This window comes from Permianibacter fluminis, assembly GCF_013179735.1.
Lineage (GTDB): Bacteria > Pseudomonadota > Gammaproteobacteria > Enterobacterales > Permianibacteraceae > Permianibacter > Permianibacter fluminis.
Map to the genome: position 1 here is coordinate 975,812 of NZ_JABMEG010000001.1, position 21,096 is coordinate 996,907.

At 58.5% G+C, this 21,096-nt stretch carries 26 protein-coding genes; 15 read left to right on the top strand and 11 right to left on the bottom strand.

Going from position 1 to position 21,096, the window contains the following annotated elements; genetic code table 11:
• The first annotated feature begins 81 nt into the window (after positions 1-81).
• The 5 genes from HPT27_RS04300 (at position 82) to HPT27_RS04320 (ending at position 4,259) form a co-directional block, all read left to right on the top strand.
• On the top strand, positions 82-840 hold the full coding sequence (locus tag HPT27_RS04300) for an ABC transporter permease (RefSeq protein ID WP_172239439.1): 759 nt from the start codon (positions 82-84) through the stop codon (positions 838-840).
• Positions 830-1,570 carry an ABC transporter ATP-binding protein gene (locus tag HPT27_RS04305; RefSeq protein ID WP_172239440.1) on the top strand — a complete coding sequence of 247 codons (741 nt, stop codon included), beginning with the start codon at positions 830-832 and terminating at the stop codon, positions 1,568-1,570. The genes HPT27_RS04300 and HPT27_RS04305 overlap by 11 nt, the downstream gene beginning before the upstream one ends.
• Positions 1,571-1,729: 159 nt before the next feature.
• Positions 1,730-3,037, top strand: a complete 1,308-nt coding sequence (locus HPT27_RS04310; protein ID WP_172239441.1) for a Xaa-Pro dipeptidase — start codon at positions 1,730-1,732, stop codon at positions 3,035-3,037.
• A 63-nt stretch (positions 3,038-3,100) separates the two neighbouring features.
• Positions 3,101-3,691, top strand: a complete 591-nt coding sequence (locus HPT27_RS04315) for a tetratricopeptide repeat protein (RefSeq protein WP_172239443.1) — start codon at positions 3,101-3,103, stop codon at positions 3,689-3,691.
• Between the two features lie 73 nt (positions 3,692-3,764).
• Positions 3,765-4,259: a DUF1440 domain-containing protein gene (locus tag HPT27_RS04320; protein ID WP_172239445.1), complete on the top strand. Its 495-nt coding sequence runs from the start codon at positions 3,765-3,767 to the stop codon at positions 4,257-4,259.
• Here the strand turns inward: HPT27_RS04320 and HPT27_RS04325 are convergent.
• Together HPT27_RS04325 and HPT27_RS04330 are read right to left on the bottom strand one after the other, a co-directional pair.
• Positions 4,248-4,529: a hypothetical protein gene (locus HPT27_RS04325; RefSeq protein ID WP_172239447.1), complete on the bottom strand. Its 282-nt coding sequence runs from the start codon at positions 4,527-4,529 to the stop codon at positions 4,248-4,250. The genes HPT27_RS04320 and HPT27_RS04325 overlap by 12 nt on opposite strands.
• Before the next feature lie 113 nt (positions 4,530-4,642).
• Positions 4,643-5,014, bottom strand: coding sequence for a zf-TFIIB domain-containing protein (locus tag HPT27_RS04330; protein ID WP_172239449.1), 372 nt, complete (start codon positions 5,012-5,014; stop codon positions 4,643-4,645).
• A 381-nt stretch (positions 5,015-5,395) separates the two neighbouring features.
• Between HPT27_RS04330 and HPT27_RS04335 the strand changes: the two genes are divergently transcribed.
• The gene (locus HPT27_RS04335; protein ID WP_172239451.1) at positions 5,396-5,869 is read left to right on the top strand and encodes a GNAT family N-acetyltransferase; all 474 of its coding nucleotides are present in this window, start codon (positions 5,396-5,398) and stop codon (positions 5,867-5,869) included.
• A gap of 52 nt (positions 5,870-5,921) precedes the next feature.
• Here HPT27_RS04335 and HPT27_RS04340 read toward each other — a convergent pair whose 3' ends face one another.
• The 4 genes from HPT27_RS04340 to cyaY all read right to left on the bottom strand — a co-directional run bounded on the left by HPT27_RS04340 (position 5,922) and on the right by cyaY (position 8,336).
• Complete coding sequence (locus HPT27_RS04340) at positions 5,922-6,782, bottom strand: polysaccharide pyruvyl transferase family protein (protein WP_172239453.1); 861 nt, start codon at positions 6,780-6,782, stop codon at positions 5,922-5,924.
• Positions 6,783-6,896: 114 nt separating this feature from the next.
• On the bottom strand, positions 6,897-7,262 hold the full coding sequence (locus HPT27_RS04345) for a hypothetical protein (protein WP_172239455.1): 366 nt from the start codon (positions 7,260-7,262) through the stop codon (positions 6,897-6,899).
• A 91-nt stretch (positions 7,263-7,353) separates the two neighbouring features.
• Positions 7,354-8,022 (bottom strand): alpha/beta hydrolase, encoded by a 669-nt coding sequence (locus HPT27_RS04350; protein WP_172239457.1) that lies wholly within the window; start codon positions 8,020-8,022, stop codon positions 7,354-7,356.
• A complete protein-coding gene (cyaY, locus tag HPT27_RS04355; RefSeq protein WP_172239459.1) occupies positions 8,022-8,336 on the bottom strand; it encodes an iron donor protein CyaY in 315 nt (104 codons plus the stop codon). The genes HPT27_RS04350 and cyaY overlap by 1 nt, the downstream gene beginning before the upstream one ends.
• Positions 8,337-8,450: 114 nt before the next feature.
• On the opposite strand from cyaY, the gene lptM reads away from it, so the two are divergent.
• The 4 genes from lptM to HPT27_RS04375 all read left to right on the top strand — a co-directional run bounded on the left by lptM (position 8,451) and on the right by HPT27_RS04375 (position 11,399).
• Complete coding sequence (gene lptM / locus HPT27_RS04360; RefSeq protein ID WP_172239462.1) at positions 8,451-8,723, top strand: LPS translocon maturation chaperone LptM; 273 nt, start codon at positions 8,451-8,453, stop codon at positions 8,721-8,723.
• The gene (dapF, locus tag HPT27_RS04365; protein WP_211197848.1) at positions 8,713-9,543 is read left to right on the top strand and encodes a diaminopimelate epimerase; all 831 of its coding nucleotides are present in this window, start codon (positions 8,713-8,715) and stop codon (positions 9,541-9,543) included. Before lptM ends, dapF begins: the two co-directional genes overlap by 11 nt.
• Positions 9,544-9,712: 169 nt before the next feature.
• Positions 9,713-10,450, top strand: a complete 738-nt coding sequence (locus HPT27_RS04370) for a DUF484 family protein (RefSeq protein WP_172239465.1) — start codon at positions 9,713-9,715, stop codon at positions 10,448-10,450.
• Positions 10,410-11,399, top strand: a complete 990-nt coding sequence (locus HPT27_RS04375; protein ID WP_328820173.1) for a tyrosine recombinase XerC — start codon at positions 10,410-10,412, stop codon at positions 11,397-11,399. The genes HPT27_RS04370 and HPT27_RS04375 overlap by 41 nt, the downstream gene beginning before the upstream one ends.
• Positions 11,400-11,821: 422 nt before the next feature.
• Here HPT27_RS04375 and HPT27_RS04380 read toward each other — a convergent pair whose 3' ends face one another.
• Both HPT27_RS04380 and HPT27_RS04385 read right to left on the bottom strand, forming a co-directional pair.
• Positions 11,822-12,436, bottom strand: a complete 615-nt coding sequence (locus HPT27_RS04380) for a hypothetical protein (protein WP_172239471.1) — start codon at positions 12,434-12,436, stop codon at positions 11,822-11,824.
• Positions 12,437-12,454: 18 nt separating this feature from the next.
• On the bottom strand, positions 12,455-13,522 hold the full coding sequence (locus HPT27_RS04385; protein WP_172239474.1) for a D-2-hydroxyacid dehydrogenase: 1,068 nt from the start codon (positions 13,520-13,522) through the stop codon (positions 12,455-12,457).
• 218 nt (positions 13,523-13,740) lie between these two features.
• On the opposite strand from HPT27_RS04385, the gene uvrD reads away from it, so the two are divergent.
• A complete protein-coding gene (gene uvrD, locus HPT27_RS04390) occupies positions 13,741-15,885 on the top strand; it encodes a DNA helicase II (RefSeq protein ID WP_407950890.1) in 2,145 nt (714 codons plus the stop codon).
• A 119-nt stretch (positions 15,886-16,004) separates the two neighbouring features.
• The gene (locus tag HPT27_RS04395) at positions 16,005-16,418 is read left to right on the top strand and encodes an endonuclease domain-containing protein (RefSeq protein WP_172239480.1); all 414 of its coding nucleotides are present in this window, start codon (positions 16,005-16,007) and stop codon (positions 16,416-16,418) included.
• Between the two features lie 152 nt (positions 16,419-16,570).
• Here HPT27_RS04395 and HPT27_RS04400 read toward each other — a convergent pair whose 3' ends face one another.
• Together HPT27_RS04400 and HPT27_RS04405 are read right to left on the bottom strand one after the other, a co-directional pair.
• Positions 16,571-17,224, bottom strand: a complete 654-nt coding sequence (locus HPT27_RS04400; RefSeq protein ID WP_172239483.1) for a pyridoxamine 5'-phosphate oxidase family protein — start codon at positions 17,222-17,224, stop codon at positions 16,571-16,573.
• A 25-nt stretch (positions 17,225-17,249) separates the two neighbouring features.
• Positions 17,250-17,870, bottom strand: coding sequence for a GNAT family N-acetyltransferase (locus HPT27_RS04405; protein WP_211197849.1), 621 nt, complete (start codon positions 17,868-17,870; stop codon positions 17,250-17,252).
• A gap of 194 nt (positions 17,871-18,064) precedes the next feature.
• On the opposite strand from HPT27_RS04405, the gene pdxR reads away from it, so the two are divergent.
• Entirely contained in the window at positions 18,065-19,552 is a 1,488-nt protein-coding gene (gene pdxR, locus HPT27_RS04410) for a MocR-like pyridoxine biosynthesis transcription factor PdxR (RefSeq protein WP_172239486.1), read from the top strand.
• Between the two features lie 175 nt (positions 19,553-19,727).
• Here the strand turns inward: pdxR and HPT27_RS04415 are convergent, their stop codons facing one another.
• Positions 19,728-20,006 carry a YdcH family protein gene (locus HPT27_RS04415; RefSeq protein ID WP_172239489.1) on the bottom strand — a complete coding sequence of 93 codons (279 nt, stop codon included), beginning with the start codon at positions 20,004-20,006 and terminating at the stop codon, positions 19,728-19,730.
• Between the two features lie 103 nt (positions 20,007-20,109).
• On the opposite strand from HPT27_RS04415, the gene HPT27_RS04420 reads away from it, so the two are divergent.
• Positions 20,110-20,370 (top strand): CDGSH iron-sulfur domain-containing protein, encoded by a 261-nt coding sequence (locus HPT27_RS04420; protein WP_172239492.1) that lies wholly within the window; start codon positions 20,110-20,112, stop codon positions 20,368-20,370.
• Entirely contained in the window at positions 20,370-21,044 is a 675-nt protein-coding gene (locus HPT27_RS04425) for a hypothetical protein (protein ID WP_172239495.1), read from the top strand. The genes HPT27_RS04420 and HPT27_RS04425 overlap by 1 nt, the downstream gene beginning before the upstream one ends.
• The last annotated feature ends 52 nt before the right edge of the window (positions 21,045-21,096 follow it).

Sequence of the window (21,096 nt, forward strand, 5' to 3'; positions counted from 1 at the left end):
CATGACGACGGCGTTGGTCGCCGACGCCAGCCGGATGAAATGTTGTGATAGCAGACGTATTCCGATTGACAAGGTGCTGCTGTGATTAAAACAAAAGAGCTGCTGCCACCACTGGTGGTATTGAGCCTGTTGATTGCGCTGTGGTGGGCCATTGTCGTGGCGACCAACAGCGCCATTTTTCCGACCCCGCTGCAGGTGGTAACCGGCACGCTGGAGCTGGTCCGTGACGGTAGCATCTGGGATCACATCGGTTCTTCATTGTTCCGCGTTGGCGCGGGTTTTGGCCTCGCGGTTGCGACTGCGATTCCACTGGGTCTGTGGCTTGGCCGGGTCGACGGTGCTTACATCACGCTGAATCCCATTTTTCAGATTCTGCGGCCGATCTCCCCGATCGCCTGGATCCCGATTGCCATTCTCTGGTTCGGCGTCGGCAATGCCTCGCCGATCTTTCTGATCTACATCGCGTCGGTGTTTCCGCTGATTGTCCAGACGGCCGCTGGCGTGCACACCATTGATCGGCGTTATTTGCGCGCCGCCGAGAATTTTGGCGTATCGCGGGCACGGCTGTTCCGGCAGGTCATCATTCCGGCGGTGCTACCCGAGATCATTGTCGGCATGCGCATCTCGCTCGGCGTTGCCTGGCTGGTGGTGGTGGCGGCGGAGATGATCGCGCTGCGCTCCGGTTTGGGCTACCTCATCATGGATTCGCGCAATGCCGGCAACCGTTATGATCTGGTGGTGGCGGCCATGATCATCATCGGCATTATCGGTTTGTTGCTCGACGGTCTGATGCGACTGCTGGAAAAACTGAAGACAGTCAGGTGGCGCTATGGTCGATAAAATCGTCGTCAAGGACATCAGAAAGAACTTTCTGGTCAACAAGGATGCGCTGCCGGTTGTCGGTGGTGTCAGCCTGACGGTGGCCAATGGCGAATTTGTTGCCATCGTCGGCCCTTCCGGCTGCGGCAAATCCACCTTGATGAAAATCATCGCCGGCTTTGAGCAGGCTGACAGCGGTCAGGTATTGATCGATTCCGTGGTGCGCAGCAAACCCAATCCCAACGGCATCCTGATTTCCCAACATGGTTCGGTGTTTCCCTGGCTGAACGTACAGCAAAATCTGATGTTCGGTCTCAATGGCAACGGTCACGGTGACAAGGCGGCACTGGCCGATCACTACGCCGCCTTGGTCGGCCTGAAAGGGTTTGAGAACAGCTATCCGCACGAACTGTCCGGCGGCATGTTGAAGCGGGTCGAGCTAGCGCGGGCGCTGGCGGTGAAGCCGGAAGTGCTGTACATGGACGAGCCGTTTTCGGCGCTTGATGCGCTGATGAGTCTGCGCATGCGCACCGAGCTGCGCCGCATTCTCGACGAAGAGCGGCACACGGTGCTGCTCATTACCCACGATGTCGAAGAGGCCATACAACTGGCCGATCGCATTCTGGTGTTGTCGCCACGACCAGCGACCATACAAGCCAGCTTCGCGGTGCCGTTCGCCCATCCGCGCAAACTGTCCAGCCCGGATGCGCAAGCCTTGAAGGAGGCCATCCTGCGTGAGCTTGGGGTCTGAGTTGGCGCATGTTGCAGTGCAGCCAACGATTGCGGCAAATCGGGCGCCTTGCGCACGATGAGCTGCAATCAGCGGGTCGGCGCATTTGTACCGTGGCGAGAAAGCCGGCGAGGCGCTATAACCATGGCACCTCCGCTACCCTGGTCATCAGAGCTCATCATGAATCGCTTGTTTCCACTCCGTCATTCCCTGCTGGCGCGCTGTGTCGCCGGCGCTATTCTGGCAGTCACAACCGTCACTGCAGCGCAAGCCGACAGCGTGCTGGTGCGCGCCGGCCATCTGCTCGATGTCCGTTCCGGCAAAATGCTGAACAACGCCGCGGTGCTGGTGCAGGACGGCCGCATTGCCGAGGTCAGCAGTGATGGCAAACTGCCCACGCTGCCAGCTGACACCCGGCAGATCGATCTTGGTGACATGACCTTGCTGCCGGGCCTGATCGACATGCACGTGCATCTGGACAACGATCCGTCTTATGGCGGCTACACCGGGCTGCAATTCGGTGACAGATTCTGGTCGGTGTTGATGGTGCCGCATGCCGAGAAAACCTTGCAGGCCGGTTTCACCACGGTGCGCAATGTCGGCTCCGATGCCTGGAATGATGTCGGTCTGCGTCAAGCGATCGACGAAGGCAAAGTCAGAGGTCCACGCGTGGTGCCGGCAGCCTATTCCTTTGGTGCCACCGGCGGTCATTGCGATTCCACCTTCTTTCCACCGTCGATGGATCAGAAAAGCCCCTACAACGTCGACAGCCCGGAAGCTGGACGCAAAGCCGTGCGCACCATGCACAAATACGGCGCCCAAGTGATCAAGATCTGCGCGACCGGCGGCGTGTTTTCGCATGGCGACGAACCCGGTGCCCAGCAGCTGACGCTGGAAGAAATGAAGGCGATTGTCGATGAAGCGCATATGGCCAGCATGAAAGTGGCGGCGCACGCGCATGGAGCCAGCGGCATTCGCGATGCCATTCTGGCTGGCGTCGATACCATCGAACACGCCAGTCTGATCGATGACGAAGGCATCAAGCTGGCCAAGAAATACGGTGCCTATCTGTCGATGGATATCTACAACACCGACTACACCCAAAGCGAAGGCAAGAAGAACGGCGTGCTGGAAGAAAATCTGCGCAAGGACCGCGAGATCGGTGACTTGCAGCGGGAAAATTTCCGCAAGGCGTTCAAGGCCGGCGCCAAAATGGTTTACGGCACCGATGCCGGTGTCTATCCGCACGGTGACAATGGCAAACAATTCGCCGTCATGGTTCGCTATGGCATGACGCCCGTTCAGGCGATTCAGGCCGCGACGATCACTGCTGCGGAGGCACTGGGTCACACCGATGTTGGCGTCATCGAAAAAGGCCGGTTTGCCGATCTGGTGGCGGTGGCCGGTGATCCAAGCAAGGATGTGAGCTTGCTGGAACACGTCAGCTTTGTCATGAAGGGTGGCGAAGTGATAAGGCCACTTAAATAGCCGAGAGCCTTATCGATGTGATTTTGCTGAAAACTTGGAAGTTGTGGCTATGAGGCTACTAAATTGAAAAAGCATGCGATAGCAATTGTAGCGCTTGTGTTGCTCCAAGCCTCTTGTAGCACAACTCCTGGTGACGCTGCTTTGCATTCAAATCATGTATACCAAGCCGCGGAGCTGTATCGACTAGGTGCTGAGCAAGGCGATGCAGCTGCGGCGTTGAAGTTAGGACTTCTCATTAATGGTGGTGCAATCGCGGGAGACGAGTTTGGGAATGCTGGCAGTTGGTTTGAAAAGGCATGTGAGCTAGGAGACACTGTTGGTTGCCACAATGCCGGCGTCTGCTTTGAATATGGACAGTCAGGTCTCAAGAAGGACTACGAACACGCGCGAAGCAGATATCTCCGAGCAGCCGAGCGAGGATACATGCAGTCTCAATATAATTTGGGTAGTCTCTATGCAAATCGATATTTTGACGATACCACGGAGGGATTGAAATGGCTCTTGGCCGCACAAAAAATGGCGCACACCTGTCAAGATGAACTGTGCAAATGGATCCTTGCCGACCCTCCCGGACACATCGAACGACTGAAAAGCCAGATGACATCAGAGCAAATTATGCGTGCCAAAAATGAGGCTGCTGCGCTAGCACATTAGTGTTGAATATTCCAAAGAAAGTTCAACTCCAGCAATGGCTTAGCAGTGTACAGAGAAGAATGGCAAGAATGATATGAAGGAAAATGAGCTGACATTTCAATCATGGCTTGTCGTGATCGTACTGGCCGGGCTGCTGGCCGGCACGTTGGACATCACTGCTGCCATTGGCGTGAGCGCGCTGCGCGGGGTCGAGCCGCTCCGCTTGTTGCAGTCTGTTGCCAGCGGTTGGCTTGGCAAGGATGCCTACGACGGTGGCCTCGCAACCGCGATGCTGGGTTTGCTGCTGCACTACCTGATCATGCAAGGCGTTGCGGCGGTGTTTTATCTCGGCACGGTGTTCGTCGATGGCCTGAGTCGCAAGCCGCTGCTGTTTGGCCCGTTGTATGGCATCACCGTGTATGCGGTGATGAATGCTGTGGTGCTACCGCTGTCGGCGTTTCCGAATACGATCCATTACAGTGCGCAGGTGCTGGCCACCGGACTGACCATACACATGCTGTGCATCGGTTTGCCGATCGTGATTCTGATTTCCAGATTCAGAATGCAGCAGGACCGACTACAAGCCTGAAGCTGGGAAAAATTTCCAGCGTGCCAGTGCGGCCATTGCCACCGGGACAATGGCAATGAGCAGAAAAATCGGTAACTCTTCTTTGAAGGAGTAGCCGGCATTAGCGATTCCGGTCCACATATTGATTGCCGCGATGGCAAACCAGAGTGCCGCTGCGATAATCGGTAACCACCTGCCAGCGCCAGGATAATTACTGGAAAATAGCTTGGCCAAAATCAGAGTGGCGGCCAGCAGACAGATGCCGGCGATCAAAAACAGTAAGGTTCGCATTACAGACTCCATACTGGCACAAACGCATCAATCGCCGTGGTGCTTAGTAGAAAAACATAACGCCTCGTTCGAGGCGTTATGCAGTATCAAGCGATTGCTTTCATATCCACTTCTTATGGCCTTGGCTTGGCGGTGAACCGCTTGACGATATCGCCAAAACTGAATTCGCTGACATCGCGAAATTCGCCAGCGTCATAAAAACGGCCGTAACAGGTGGGGCAGGCTTCAAACCAGATATGCGGCTGACTCGGTTCGACCATGCGCAGCAACGGGCTGCTCGGGCAAACCGGACAATTGATTTTGTCGATCTTGTTATATTCCGCGCCGATTTTGGCATTGCCGGTATCGATATGCTCGGCGAAGGCGGCGGTGTCTTCATCTTCCAGCGCGTCAAACCACAGGCCTGCGCATTTGCTGCAGCGCTCGACGATGCCGAACTTGACGAAGACTTTTTCCATTTTGGCACTGCACTTCGGGCATTGCATGATCGACTCCCTGTTCGGCATGGGTACCACAAGCCAGCGCAGTCAGCATGAACACGCGCTGCTGCCGAGTGGCTGTTACACCTTGTAGTGCGGTTACGGTAGCCGGTCAAGTCAATTGACGGTGGCGGTGCGGGCCCCGGCTGCGCGGTCGCGAAATGGCGCTGCGAGTGGCCGAGTTGTCACGGTTTTTTACAGACACACCAGAAAATTGCTGCACTGCCAGATTGGAATCCTGCCCGTGCGTGAACAAAGACTGGCAAATTCCCGCCTGCGGGATACAGTTGAGGACAATCGTCAGCGCTGCTGACGCGGCCGCAATGCGGTGGCCGCATCGTCAGCCATGCTGGGACGTCAACAGTGCTACCAAGGGAGGGCATGCAGATGAGCGGTGGTTATCACATTCGCCGGGTTGACTGGCAGCAGCATGGAGAAGTGTGTGCGGCCCTGCGCAAGCAGGTGTTCTTTGACGAAGTGCGGCTGGCCTATTACGCCACGCTCGATGGCATCGATCACGCGTGCCGGCACGTGCTGGCACTGAGCGAAACGGATGAACCGATTGGCACCGGTCGCATCGATGCCGATTGGAATATCAGCCGCATCGCCGTGCTGCGAAACTGGCGCGAGCAATCGATAGGTACCGCCATCCTGAATGAGCTGATTGCCATTGCCCGTGATCACCAGGCAACGGCGGTCAGCTGCTCGGCACCGATGTTCTCGGTCGATTATTTCCGCAGCCAGCAATTCGAGCCAGTCGGCAGCGTTTATCGCAATGCCGATGTGCCGCACCAGAAAATGATGTTGCGCTTGACCGCCGGGCAAACGGGAAATGCTGGCCGCACGGCTAGCAGCGCCTAAGGCCGTGCCGAGCCTCGCTAACCTAGCGATGCTCGGCGATCAGTCCTGGCTGTCAGAGCAGGAAAAAGCGGCGCTTCTTCTCTTTGTTGCTCGGGACAACGACGTCTGGCTCTCGACCCGGTACAAAGGGGCAGGCGTCACGCAGCGCCTGCAAGTCAATTTGTATCTTCCGATCGTCAAAGGGCAATTCATCCAGCATGCGCTGCAGTGACCATTGCTCGGTATTGAAATCCATTTGCACGGGTTGTCGAGTCTTGTTGACAGAAATCAAATAGTCCCAGAACTTGAATTCAAACCCCTTGGGTGTCCGTGAGTCCAGCCAGACATTCGGAATGCCGTAGGCATCAGCCAGAATCAGACCGTGCAATGATGAGGAGATCAGCCGCTTGCAGGACAGCATGGCGTCAATCGTGCCTTCAACGTTATCGGTTTTCAGGAAGATCTTCTTTACGCCCTGAATGTTCAGCGCGTCAAACCAGTCATTTTCGGACCAGCGCAGAACGATACCGACTTCGTGGGTCTTCTCGATTTGCGGCGAATAATAATCCGGAACCAACAGCGCGGGGTCACCGTAAATGCGCGGGCAAGCAATTCCGGCCATTTGCAGTTTGTTGCGTGTCAAGGGGCCGCGCACGGCGCAGTAACGAGCCTTGTCGGAAAATTTTTGCACACTCTTGCCGCGAAAATTGCCGAACAATTCTGTGCCAAACGAACCGGTTCCCCAAACGGTGGCATGCTGGCGCACCTGTCCCAGCACTGAGCCGATAACGACATAGCAATGTTCGTATTTGTTTGAGTAAACCACTTCACGGCCGGAGATTTTTTGGACGAGCCACGGCGCCACCAAGTCGCCAAAATTGACCGCGTCAGACCACCAGCAAACGGGAACCTTACCTTCTTTTGTTATCAGCATGCGAACCGGCCCACGCGGGCATTCCCTACAAGACTTAGCGTTTGATCATAAGGGGTGAGCTGGGCAGCGGTCAAAGTGTGCTGCCGGCGCATCGGTGCGTGTTGGTACGTCTGTCTATTTCCCTGCCTGTCGCTGCACCGAGTAGCTGATCTTCTGTGGCCGCGGCAGTGCGTTGACAAAGCGCAGACAGTATTCGCCGCTGCTGTCGGCCGTGAAGTCGCCCTGATCAAACGGGACCACTTGTGGTGAGAACATGCCGTCGCCGCCGCGGCGGATGTCAAACGCCACCAAATCCTCGCCCTTGAATGAGTATTTGATGGTTTCGCCGGCGCGCAATTCGTAGCAGCGCTCGATCACGCCGTTGGCGGCGACAGTCTTCGCCCGGTCCATTTTCTGCCAGAACAGATAACCGGCGCTGCCGGCGACTCCGACGATCAATACCCAAGGCAGCCAGCTGCCCTTCTTGCGTTTCTTGGCCATGGTGTTCCTGTTGCGTGGCGCCTGCGATCCGGTGATGCAGGCATCGGCTTAGGTTGTCGTTCGCGGGGAGTGTTCCGCGACTAGATTCGAATCACGGCGTGCTTTGCAGAACCTGCAGCAAAAAGCCGCGGATATCCTGCAGCTCCGGCCCACAAACGCTGTGTGGCATCGGGTATTCGCGAAAATCCGCGGCATAGTCCAGTTCGTGCAGCCGGCGCTCGGTGTCGCGCGCCAGTGCCAGCGGTACTACCGGATCAAAGCTGCCGTGGGCCATGAAGATCGGTGCATCGCGCATGGCGGCCGAGCGTTCGCTGGCCAGCGTTTCCGGACACGGCAAATAGGTGGAAAGCGCCAGCAATCCGGCCAGCCGCTGCGGGTAGCGCAAACCGAGGAACAAGGTGATGGCGCCACCTTGCGAGAAGCCGGCCAGTACGATCTTGTGCGCTGGAATGCCGCGACTCACTTCCCGTTCGATCAGTTCGGCAACCTGCACCGCTGACTGGCGCACGCCCGCTTCATCCACTCGCCGGCCGAGATTGGCTTCCAGAATGTCGTACCAGGCGCGCATCGCATAGCCACCGTTGATGGTGACCGGTTGCACCGGCGCGTGCGGAAAAATAAACCGAATCGGCAAATCGGCTGGCAAGCGCAGCTCACCGACAATCGGCTCGAAATCATGACCGTCGGCGCCGAGGCCGTGCAGCCAAATGACCGAGGCCTGTGCCGGTGCAGCGGGTTCTTTTTCAATGCAGGACAACATCAGAGAGCAAACTCCAGGCTTTCGCCGGCAAGCCGCGATGCCTCACGGCTGAGAAACTGGCTCAGCGTTTCACCGCTGGCGAGCTGCCAGCGGCTGTCGCGCCAGTCAAAATGGAAACCGCCACTGGGCGCCGCCAACCATAACTGTCGGAGCGGCGGCTGGCGGCTGAAAATCAGTTTGGCGCCGCTGGCAAACAGCAGCGTCAGCACACCGCCCTGCTGGTCATAATCGATATCGGCGCCGCTGGCATCGATGGCATCTTCGATGGCACGCAAGCTGGCGTCGACTTGTCGGTTGAATTCGCTTTCGGTCATGGCAGCGGGGTCTGAGCAGGTCAGTGGAAGCGGCGGCATTGTGCCACAGCGCCGGTGGCCGTTGCCGGCGTCAGGTGAGTATACTGCGGCTATCTCCGGGTCCGGATGCCGACCATGCACCGTCTGTCTTGTTTGCTCATTGTCCTTGTGGTTTCCGGGCTGGCTGGCTGTGGCCAGAAAGGCGCGTTGTACCTGCCGCGGCCACCGGCGCAAACCAATGCGCCCGCCACCGCCGCTGAGCCGGCGGCAAGCGCTGCCGCACCCGCACCGACATCAACGCCAGCACCGACATCAACGCCAGTGCCAGCACAAATGCCAGCGTCAGCGCCGACTGAATCGAACACGGTGGCGCCGACCGCCGAAAAAGGCGACCAGCATGCTGCTTAATTTCGCCAAGATGCAGGCACTCGGCAACGATTTCATGATCGTGGATGGTATTTCCCAGCCGGTGGCGTTTTCGCCAACCGCCATTCAACGTCTCGCGGATCGCAAGCGTGGCGTCGGTTTTGATCAGCTGCTGCTGGTCGAGCCGCCCTACTCGCCGGAAGTCGATTTTCACTATCGCATTTTCAATGCCGATGGTTCCGAAGTGGGCCAGTGCGGCAACGGTGCCCGCTGCTTTGCCCGATTTGTCCGTCATCTCGGGCTGACCTGGAAAAACCGGATTCGGGTCAGCACCATTGCTGGCGAGATGAACATGCAAATCGAGGAAGAAGGTTTGGTTACCGTCGACATCGCGGTGCCGACGTTCGAGCCTGAGCAGATCCCGATGCAATTTGTCGGTCCCGGTCCGCAACACAAGATGTTGCTCGACGGCGTCGAGACCTCGTTCACGGCGCTGTCGGTGGGCAATCCGCACGCGGTACTGGACGTGCGCGACGTGGCGCTCGCGGCGGTGGCAGAAATCGGTCAGGCGATTTGCGAGAGCCCGGTGTTTCCGCAGCAGACCAATGTCGGATTCCTGCAGATCATCGATCGCGCGACAGTACGCCTGCGGGTGTACGAGCGTGGCGTCGGTGAAACCGAAGCCTGCGGTTCCGGTGCCTGCGCCGCAGTGGTTGCTGGGCGCCAGCGTGGCCTGCTCGATGAGCAGGTGCAGGTGCAATTGCCGGGCGGCACGCTGACCGTGCGCTGGCCGGGTGAAGGCCAGCCGGTGCAACTGACCGGCCCGGCCGTGCTGGTGTACGAAGGCCAGATCGAACTCTGATGGAGCCCGGCAAGCCGAGCCGCAACTGGGTTTTGCACAAACAACTGTGACCGCTCAATCAAGACCGTTGAACAGGTACTGCAAAATAAGTACCGCGAAATAAAAACCGCTGAATAAAAACTGCAAGACAGACAACAACGAGAACCAGGGAACACACAGCAGGGACATCATGACCGACTCGACCCACATCGATCACAACAAACCACAGGATGCCGGACTGACCGGTGCCGCGTACGTCGCACAGTATCTGGGCGAGCATCCGGATTTCTTCATTCAGCATCGCGATTTGCTGATGCAGCTCAACATTCCACATGAGGCCGGCACCATCTCGCTGGTCGAGCGTCAGGTCAAGGCGCTGCGCGATCGCAACCGCGAACTGCAAAGCCAGATGATCGACATGCTGCGCAATGCCCGGGAAAACGAACGCCTGCTGAACCAGTGCCTGAGTCTCGCGCTGGCCTTGATCAACTCGGAAACGCCAGCGCAGTTGCTGCATACCTTGCGCGTGCAACTGCTGGCCGATTTCCAATGCGATGCCTTTGCCGCACTACTCTGTGATCATCAGCTGCCGCTGCCGGCCGGCGCTCGTGATGTCGAGCACGAGATTCTGCTCGGTTCCATCGGCTGCGAATTTCCGGACGGTGAGCCGGTCTGCGGCCTGCTGGAAAAACCGGTGCGGGAATTCCTGTTTGGCGAGCTGAAGCCGGATCTGCAATCGGTGGCGTTGCTGCCCCTCGGTCCGCACGCGGAACGCGGGCTTATAGCCATCGCCAGCCGCAGCAATGATCGGTTCGTGCCGCAGATGGGTACGGTGTTTCTGCAATTGATCAGCAACCTGTTTGATGCGCTACTGCGCCGACACGGCCGTGAACAAGAACAGCACGACAGCCACAACGTCATCCTCTGATGACGAACTCGCCACCGCCGTCAGCGCGTTCCTGCGCGCGCTGACCGGCGCCGGCGGCAAATCCGCCAACACTCTCGACAGTTACGGCCGCGTGCTGCACGCGGCCTGCGAATTCTCCCGCCAGCAAAAACTGTCACGGTTCGCCGACTGGCAACCGTTTCACGTCCGCGCTTATGTCGGTCATCGGCACAAGGCCGGGTTGTCGGCAAAAAGTCTGCAATTGCAGCTGTCGGCGCTGCGGGCGTTTTTCCGCTTTCTGGTCAAGGAAGGTTGGCAAGCCGACAATCCGGCTGCCGGCATCCGCGCGCCAAAAGCCGGCAAACGGCTGCCAGCGACGCTGGACGTTGATGAAGCGCAGGCACTGGTCGATGGCATTGCCGGCGACGATGTTCTGGCCAAACGTGATCGCGCCATTGCCGAACTGTTTTACGGCAGCGGCCTGCGGCTGTCGGAATTGTCAGCCGTCAATGTCGCGGACCTGCCGCGTACCGATTCACTACGCGCCGATTCACTACACCTCGGCTCATTGCGCTCTGACAATTATTTGCTGAGAGTGCTGGGCAAAGGCAGCAAGTTGCGGGAAGTGCCGGTCGGCAGCAAGGCCCGCGAAGCGATTGCGGACTGGTTGCAGGTGCGTGCGGATCTGGCGGCGGCCGACGAACTGGCGCTGTTCGTCAGCCAGCGCGGCAGCCGATTGTCAAACGGCCAAATCGGTCAGCGTCTCGCACAGTGGGGCAAAAAACTCGGTATCCGCTCGCGCGTGCATCCGCACAAGCTGCGTCACTCCTGCGCCAGTCATTTTTTGGAAGGTTCCGGTGATTTGCGCGCCGTGCAGGAGCTGCTCGGTCACGCCAATCTCAGCACCACGCAAATCTACACCCATCTGGATTTTCAGCATCTGGCTAAGGTTTATGATGGGGCTCATCCTCGCGCGAAAAAGAAAGGCTGAAGCGACGAAATTTATGCCCACCCACTTAACCCTATTCAACAGATCCTTCTTTTGGAGGGGGCAATGAAAGTTCTCAGCATGTTATCAGCAGCTCTTGTCTTGACAGGATGTGCATCATCCGGGACCGGCTATTGCAGGTTTGATTTACGAGTCGCTGGATGGGTCGAGACAAGCGATGATGTGCATCGAGATCTCCAGTCTTGGAGTGACTCACCTCGGCTACGTTGGTATGTGAACAATGGTGGTGATTTTCTTGTTTGTCATGAGCCACTTTCAAATAACCAGTGCGGCGGCACATATGAACGCTTTGAAAAACAAGCCGACGGTGGTTACGTAAAGCGAGAAATATTTTGCACTGAGTAAGTAATGCTGGTAATCGGTCGTTGCCATACTGCAAAAATGCTGGAGTTCAATCCTCTTTTTCACCATCGATTCTCCAGCACCATTCGCCACTGCGAAATATCTCCGGCAAAGCCGGTCTGTGGCAGTAGCACATCATCGTAGAGTTCCCAGCTGAAGCGCAGCTCTGTCTGCGGATTGATTCGGTAGCGCAAGCCAAAACCCACCCAGCCACTGAAACTCAATTCTTGTGGTCTGGCTTCCGATAGCGGCGCGCCGTCGCTGGTGAAATCAGTGACGGCGCTGTAGAACACGCCAGCACCGATCAGCACCGACGCTCGCAGGTTTTCGATGACGTCGGCACCGATGCCGGCGCGGGCGAAGTACGAGGTCAATTCCGAGCGCGCTTGAACATCGCCGGCGTCGCGACTCAGTTCCGCGAGTTGAGCGTAACCGACTTCGGTTTCAAAGATTCCGGCAAAGGTGTAGCCACCGCTGGAGGCATGCTCATCCATCGGCAGCGTCAGCGCGGCATCACTGCGATCGAGGGTGGTGGCTTGCGGTGTGAAGGCCGAGCGCAACGCGCGACGCAGTTCCGGCTCTGGCAATTGCAGCATGTCGTTTTCACCGCTCTCACCATTCTCACCACTGGCCAGCACGGGCTGCAGCAACAGCGCGATCAGCAGCGTTGATGTCACGGGCGCCATATTCCTTGCTCAACCACGAATCACCCGCGTCGGCGCGCCGCGTTGAAACGCCAAAATGTTTTCAGTGACTTGGTCGAGCAGGGTTTGCCGTGCCGATTGAGCGGCCCACGCGGTGTGCGGCGTCAGTAGCAAATTATCCAATTTGGCGGCAAGCAAGGGATGACTCGCGGGCGGCGGCTCGATGCTGAGCACATCCAGCGCCGCAGCGGCCAATGGGCCGTGTTGTAGCGCATGCAGCAGTGCCTGCTCGTCGATCAAGCCGCCACGGGCGACATTGATGAGCCAGCTGCCCGTCTTCATGCGGGCCAATCGTTCGGCGTTGATGAGCTGGGTCGTCTCCTCGGTTTGCGGACAATGCAGCGAAACGATATCGGCGCTGGCAAGCGCGGTTTCAAATGGCACGCGACCAGGCTCGGCCGGTCGCCACGGCAATTGTGCGATCTGGACCCGCATACCGAAAGCGCGTGCCAACTCGGCAACGCGCTGGCCAATATGGCCATGGCCGACCAGCAGCAGGGTTTTGCCAGCCAGCGTTACGATCGGGCGGTTCAGCAGACAAAATTGCGGCTGATTGCTCCAGACGCCGGTCTCAACATCGTGGCTGTACCGATGCGCCTGCGTTGCCAGCATCAACATCAAATTCAGCGTGTGCTGGGCGACACTTTCGCTGCCGTAATTCTGGCAATTGCAAACGGTGATGCCGCGCGTGGCGGCGGCCGCCAGATCGACATTGTTGGTGCCGGTGGCGGCAACGGCGATCAGTCGCAGGTGCGGTGCCGCGGCCAGTGCCGCGGCGTCGAGCCGGACCTTGTTGCTAACCACCACATCGGCGTCGGCAAGCCGCTCGGCGAGCTGCGCCGGCGACGTCTGTGTGAACAACTGCCAGCGCGGCAGGCTGGCCTGCAGCGCCGACAGATCCAGATCGGCCGGGTGCAGGGTATCGCTGTCGAGCAGGACGCCATGGCGCAGCGCAGCGGGCGAACCAGTCGGCGCGCGCGCGCTGACAAGCACAAAGTCGGCCGTCGTTGCATTGACCGCTGCGGAATTGACGGGTGTGGAATTGACAGGAGCTGGCATCTGGCCTCATCTCGTCCGTTGTGGCGGGCGCTCCGGTACAATGCGCCCGCCCGCGCTGAATCTACTACAGAATGCTGCAGCGGCTACAGCAGCGACAGAAGTCCGACGGCTGCGGCCGCCGGCACCGCGTGTCAGAGTCTGAATGTTTCAGAACTCTGAACATGTCAGAACCCTGACTGCACACGCGGAGAACACGCGCCGAACCGGTAACGATGACAATGAATCTGCTTGAAAATTTGAATGATGCCCAGCGCGAGGCGGTCACCTCGCAGAAAAAGGCCCTGCTGGTGCTGGCCGGTGCCGGCTCCGGCAAGACCCGGGTGCTGGTGCACCGGATTGCCTGGCTCGCGACCGAGATTGGTTTGTCGCCGCACGCGATGCTGGCGGTGACCTTTACCAACAAAGCGGCGGCCGAAATGCGTCACCGCATCGAGTCCCTGCTCGGCGGCCCGACCGCGGGCATGTGGATCGGCACCTTCCACGGCCTCAGTCATCGCCTGCTGCGCGCGCACTGGCATCAAGCCGGGCTGGCGGAGAACTTTCAGGTACTTGACAGCGACGATCAGCAGCGGCTGGTCAAGCGCGCCATCCGCTCGCTGAATCTTGATGAAGCGCAATGGCCGGCCAAGCAGGCGCAGTGGTGGATCAACCAGCGCAAGGACGAAGGCGAACGGCCGGAAGACATTCGCCATCAGGGTGATCTGTTCACGGCGACTCAATTGAAGATTTACCAAACTTACGAAGAGATTTGCCGGGTCGCCGGCACCATCGATTTTGCCGAGCTACTACTGCGCGCGGTCGAGCTGTTCAAGAAGAATCCGGCGTTGCTCGCGCATTACCAGACCCGGTTCAATCATGTTCTGGTCGACGAGTTTCAGGACACCAACCAGATCCAGTATCAGTTCATTCGGTTGCTGGCCGGACCGAATACCGATGTCACCGCCGTCGGTGATGACGATCAGTCGATTTACGGCTGGCGCGGCGCCAAGGTAGAAAACCTGAACACCTTTTTGCACGATTATCCGGGCGCGGCAATCATCCGGCTGGAGCAGAACTATCGCTCGACCGCCAACATTTTGAACGCGGCGAACGCGGTGATTGATCACAACAGTGATCGGCTCGGCAAGAACTTGTGGACCGAAGGCGAACAGGGCGAGCCGCTGCTGCTGTACTCGGCATTCAATGAACAGGAAGAAGCGCGCTTCATTGCCGAGAAAATCGAGCAATGGGTGGATCAAGGCAAGGATTATCAGACCTGCGCCATTTTGTATCGCAGCAACGCCCAGTCACGGGTACTGGAAGAAGCAATGATCCAGCGCCGCATTCCGTACCGCATCTATGGTGGCTTGCGCTTCTTCGAACGGCAGGAAATCAAGGACGCGCTGTGCTATCTGCGGCTGACCTTCAACCGCGACGACGATTCGGCTTTCGAGCGGGTAGTCAACCAGCCGCCGCGCGGCATCGGTGACAAAACCGTCGAGCAATTGCGCGAACGGGCGCGCTTGCATCAGATGTCGTTGTGGCGAGCTGCGCAGCTGGTCGTGCAAGAGCGGGCCATGCCGGCGCGGGCACTGACCGCGCTGCAGGGATTCATTCAGTTGGTGATTGATCTGGAAGCCGGCTACAAGGAAGCGCCGCTGCACGACCAGATGCGCGCCGTCATCAACGATACAGGCTTGTCGGCAATGTATGCCGCCGAACGCGGCGAGAAAGGCCTGGCCCGCAAGGAAAACTTGGAAGAACTGGTCAATGCCGCGCGCGAATTTGAACCGGTTGAAGACGAAGAAAACCTGTCACCACTGGCAGCCTTCCTGACCCACGCTTCGCTCGAAGCCGGCGAAACCCAGGCCGGTGAGCACAGCGATGCCGTGCAGATGATGACGCTGCACTCGGCCAAGGGCCTGGAGTTTCCGCTGGTGTTTCTGGCCGGCATGGAAGAAGGCCTGTTCCCGCATTCGATGTCGCTGGAGGAACCGGGCCGACTCGCCGAGGAGCGTCGACTTTGTTATGTCGGCATCACCCGTGCGATGTCGCAATTGTTGCTGACCCGCGCCGAAAAGCGTCGGCTGTATGGTCGCGAAAGCTATTCCGACTGGTCGCGTTTTGTTGACGAAATTCCCGCTGCGCTGAAGCGCGAAGTACGGCTCGGTGGCCGCATGGTGCAGGAAGTGTACAGCCGGCCATCTGCCGGCGCGTCGGCCTACCCGTTCCCGGTCGGTCGCGATGTCCAGCACGGTACTTTCGGCCGCGGCACCGTGCTCGGCTATGAAGGTGATGGCAGCCAGATGCGGGTGCAAGTGAATTTTCCGAACGCCGGCAGCAAATGGCTGGTGTTGGCATATGCGAAGCTGGAGGCGGTTTAGTTTCAGTTTCAGTTCCGACCCCGAGCTGCAGTGCGTGTTTCTAGCCCTTCTCCCGCCGGGAGAAGGGTTGGGATGAGGGGCTCCCGCCGCCGCGCCAAACTATTGAGAGAGCTGGTTGCATGGACCGCAAAGCCAAACTCGATCCGGAAATGCTGGCGTTTACTCGCACGCTGCGTGCGCGGGCCACGGATGCCGAGCGGCAATTGTGGTTCCGGCTACGCGCCAGACGGGTAGCACATTGCAAATTCCGCCGTCAGCATCCCCTGCCACCTTATGTGCTCGATTTCTATTGCGAGCAGCACAAGCTCGCGATTGAACTGGATGGCAGCCAACATGCGACTGTCAACGATAGCTCCAGCCGACGCGCGGCCTTTCTGGCTGGGCATGGTATTCGGGTGTTGCGGTTCTGGGATAACAAGGTTCTGCGCGATATCGATGCGGTGTTGGAGGCGATTCGGTTGGCCGTTGAGGATCCTGTGCGTGCGGAGAGTTCCCTCACCCCTACCCCTCTCCCGGTGGGAGAGGGAAGTTAATACGACCTTGTGCAGATTTTTCAGCCATAGGATGGTTGTCGGACTCTAGTTTCGATGATCAAAAAAGTCGGTTTCAGTCCTGTAGTTTCGCAAACGCCACCATCATTTTCACCGCAACCGCAACCGCAACCGCAACCGCAACCGCAACCCTGTCACCAACGCTGTCGCCAGCGCAGATCCGCCTGCAGATTCAAATCACCCACTGCGTCCGGTTCCGCAATTGCTGCGCCACTGTGAAAAGAAAACGGCAGCACACCGGCCCAGCAGGGCCGGGTCAAATCTTCTTGGTCATCTTTCGGGCCGCCGCTGCGAGCTTTCAGCACGGCCTGTTCGATCGGCAGGCGCAACACGGTAGTGGCGGCGGTTTCTTTGTGATTGGGTGGTCGCACTTCGGGCCAGCGGCCGGGCAGGATGACGTCGAAAAATTTCTGAAACGCTTCGGCTTTGTGGACTGCATCGGTGACGGCCTGGTAGCGGCCATACAGATTGACCGAGCGGTAATTGACCGAGTGCGAGAACGCGGAGCGCGCCAGCACCATGCCATCGATCAGCGTGATGTTGGTGCAACTGTCACCGTCCTGCAGCATGTTCAACATGCGGCTGCCGTTGCTGCCGTGAATGTAAACGTAATCGCCGTCGCGCCAGTACGCGGTCGGGATCACATGCGGCAACTGGTCGTGCACAAATGCGATCTGGCAGACCCAGTGAGCATCAAGCAAGGCGTCGATGGCGGCGCGATCGTAGCTTGCGCGTTCGGGGTGGCGGCGAACGCGGGTGGCGGGATGCGGGGCGAGTGTGGTGGTCATGCGCAGATTTCCATCGTGCAGAGTGTCAATGAGCGCCGCTGGTCAGCGGCGCGTCGCTTTGCGCTGTAGTGGCTGTCGATGTGGTAGCCACCGGCTGATAGACCATCGGGTTGTGCAATTCCAGCCAACGCTCAGGCGCTTTCAGCGCGCTGAATCCGTATTGCTGGTAGAGCGTGTGGGCGTCGGCGGTAGCCAGAAGCAGTCGACGCAGCCCCTGCAATTCGGGTTGGGCCAGTAGCGCGCTGACCACCTGTTTGCCAAAACCACGACCGCGCCAGGCCGGATGGACAATCACGTCGCAGATCCAGGCGAAGGTCGCGCCATCGGTGACGGCGCGGGCGAATGCCAGCAGTTGATCGCCAGCCAGCACCGCCATGCACTGCGAGCCTTGCAGCGCCCGCTCGACCGTCGGCAACGGAATGCCGCGCGCCCAATAGCTGCCCTGCAGCAAGGCGTGCAGCTGGTCGGCCGGTATGCGGCGAGGGTCGCGGGTCAGGACGGTAAGGACCCGGTCCGGTTCCGTACCGGGTTCGGACCGGGCGAGGCCGGAATGGACTGAATCGGACCGGACAGCGCTTACCTCAGCTGTGGCCGGGCGGGTGCGGATGGCGTGGCTGAGCCAGTACATCTGGGGATCGGTTTCCATGGGTTGCGGTCTGCCACGCTGGGGAACAAGGCCAATGAGCGAGTGCTTGCGTCTGTACGGTCGGCAAAACTGCCGTTGTCGAATACCGGCGACCGGCCTACGATAGTCAGCCAGTGGTTCTATCGAAAGAGCCACTGGCCGAATATGAATAGAGCCACCCCGCCCGCGATCGAGGCAGGGCAAAGGAGAGCCTGATGCGGGCGCCGCTACTGGAAGAATGGCTGGCAGCACGTCTGGACCGGACCAACGAACTGCCGCTGCAGGGCCAGCTGTATCGCGGTCTGCGCGAGGCGATTCTGGCCGGCCAGCTGAAAGCCGGCGATCAACTGCCCTCGACGCGCGCACTCGCGCCGCTGCTGGCGGTCGCCCGCAACACCGTGCTGGCGGCCTATGAGCAGTTGCAGGCCGAAGGCTATGTCGAGAGCCGGCACGGTGCCGGCAGTTTTGTCGCGGCGCATTTGCCGGAACGGTTTATCGAAACCGCTGCGCCGAGTGCCGACAAAAAAGCGGCGACGGCGGACATCGAGTTGTCGCGTCGCTGCGTCGACTGGTTGCAGGCCTGCGAGTTGCCACCACGGCGCAATGCCGGTGCGTTTGTGCCGGCGATGCCGGATTTGCGTGGCTTCCCTTTCGATGATTTTTGGCGGCTGCTGCACAAGCATCAACGCGCGGCGCCATGGCATTGGTTTGATTACGGCGCCGGTGGCGGCTTGCCGGCATTGCGCGAGGCCATTGCCAATCATTTGCAAGTGGCGCGCGCCGTGCGTTGCACTGCCGAACAAGTGATCGTCACCAGCAGCACCCAGAACTCACTCGATCTGTGTCTGCGCATTCTGGCCGACGTTGGCGACGCGCTGGTGCAGGAAGAGCCCGGTTATCACGGAGCCCGTGCCAGTGCCATCGCCGCCGGTTTGCAGATGGTGCCGGTCGCGGTCGATGAGGATGGTTTGCGCACCGATGATCTGCCCGCGGTGTCGGCGCAAACGGCAGCGCCGAAACTGATTTACATCACGCCGTCGCATCAGTATCCGCTGGGCTCGGTCATGAGTTTGCCACGTCGACAGGCGCTGCTGGCCTACGCGGCACGCCACGGCAGTTACATTCTGGAAGACGATTACGATTCGGAAATCCGGTTCAACGGCCGGCCGCTAGCATCGTTGCAAGGGCTCGATGAACACGAGCGCGTGCTCTATCTCGGTACGTTCAGCAAGGTACTGTATCCGGCGCTACGTATTGCTTACATCGTGGTGCCGACGGCGCTGGTGCCGGCATTCCGGCGCAGTCAGGAACGTCTGCAGGGAGTCGGCAATTATCCGACTCAGGCGGCGCTGGCTGAATTCATCAGCACCGGCAAATTGGCGTCGCACATTCGCAAGATGCGGGTGCAATACGCTGAGCGAAACGCGTTGCTGCAACAGTTGCTGGCGCCGTATCTCGGTGCCGACTGGCAACTGCTGGGCGGCGATGCCGGCTTGCATTTTGTGCTACAGGCGCGCTGCGCATTCGATGATGTCGCGCTGGCCAATGCCGCCGATGCCCGCGGCATCATGATGCGGCCGCTGTCGCCGTATTATGTCGGCGCCGACAAACAGTACGGCTTCATGCTCGGATACGCAGCCGCTGATAGCCACGAACTGAAGCGAGGCATTGCCGTGCTGAGGAGTCTGCTTGGCTGGAAATAGCGCGGTTGCAATCGCCGAATAAAGTCGACATGTCGAACTTGATGGCAGCTATTGACGCGTTGCGACCTACTGTCAGAGCGCGCTCGAGCTAGCCGATATACCGGTGTTGAAAAGAATCGACCCGCCAGTTGGCGGGTCGATAGCGCTCGGGAAAAGCGGTTGAAAACGGGAAACGTTAGCGATATTTGTAATACGAAGACGGGCTGCTGTAAGGTAGCGCAATCATGTTGTAGAGCTTGTCCTTCAACATGCAGCGGCGTTTCTTGAGTTCTTCGAAATGGAAATCCGAGGTGGGAATGCTGTTCATCTGCAGACCACGAATCTGCTTGTCGAGGGCGTGATATTCTTCGGCTGCTGACGCGAACTCATTGTCCTCCTGCCAGAGAAACTCGATCCGGTCGCTAAACTCCGGAAATTCGCGAAACAAATTGTGATCGTCAACGATCTGCGGCATGGCGGCGTCCTCCGTATCTGGCCCCCAGTGTTGATGGTAGGCCAGTCAGCGCTGGCGAGCGCCGATACCGCTAGATCAAATGGATATGAAAGGCACTACCAACATGACTGAGCCCACCGACCGTCCCCGCATTGCCAAGCGCGGGCCGTATCCGATTACCGTACAAACCGGCAAACGCTACTTCTGGTGCGCTTGTGGCAGAAGCGGCAATCAACCGTTCTGCGATGGCTCGCACAAAGGTACCGGTTTTAACCCGGTCGAGTTTGTCGCGGAAGAAAACGAAGTGGTGCATTTCTGTGGCTGCAAACACAGCGCTGACCAGCCGATCTGCGATGGTACGCATCATAAGGTGGGAGGTTGTTAATGCTCTGGCGAATAACAATAGTGATGTTCCTGGCACCATTCTTTGGCAGTCGTGTCGAGGCCATGATCCGGGTGACAGCAGTTCGCGCGTTGACTGAGACAGAGGTTCATGCTGCAGAAAAAATGATATGGCATGCATATCCGAAGGCCAATATCAAGGCCGAATCCATGGTCATAGTTAGGAACGATAGGGGGAGAAAATGGGTGTCGGTGGATTACGAATCGATTCGGTTAAGAATAAATGATCGGTTCTGTGGCGCCATATCTGAAGCGTTATTCGGCGAAATTTCAGAAAATCAGGATATTTCGTGGGAGGCTATTAAGGTGATTCAGACGCCAAACGAGTTATTCGAACAGAGAAACGATAAAACCTGTTACTCACCCGCATCTAGCCGAAGCGTTTCAGTCGATGAAAATGTCAAAACTGAAACAGTTGCTTGGGTCTTGGATAACGAAAGCAGGATTTGGAACGATTATTTGGTAATTGCGACTCGCAGTTATGGTGCTGATTTCGGTCTGCCAACACTAGTCCCGAAGCTCATTTCTGCCAATTTGGATCCAACTGGGCGCTTAAGGCTAACCTTCGTCGGAGACAGCGAAGTTTTTTTCAGCGCCGAGCTGGAGTGGGTTACCGACCGTTGGATTGTGAGCGATGCGTGTATCGGAATGCCATAACGCGTTGCGTTGAAGTGATAATGGCATTGACCGTTGCTAATGCATTCCGGTC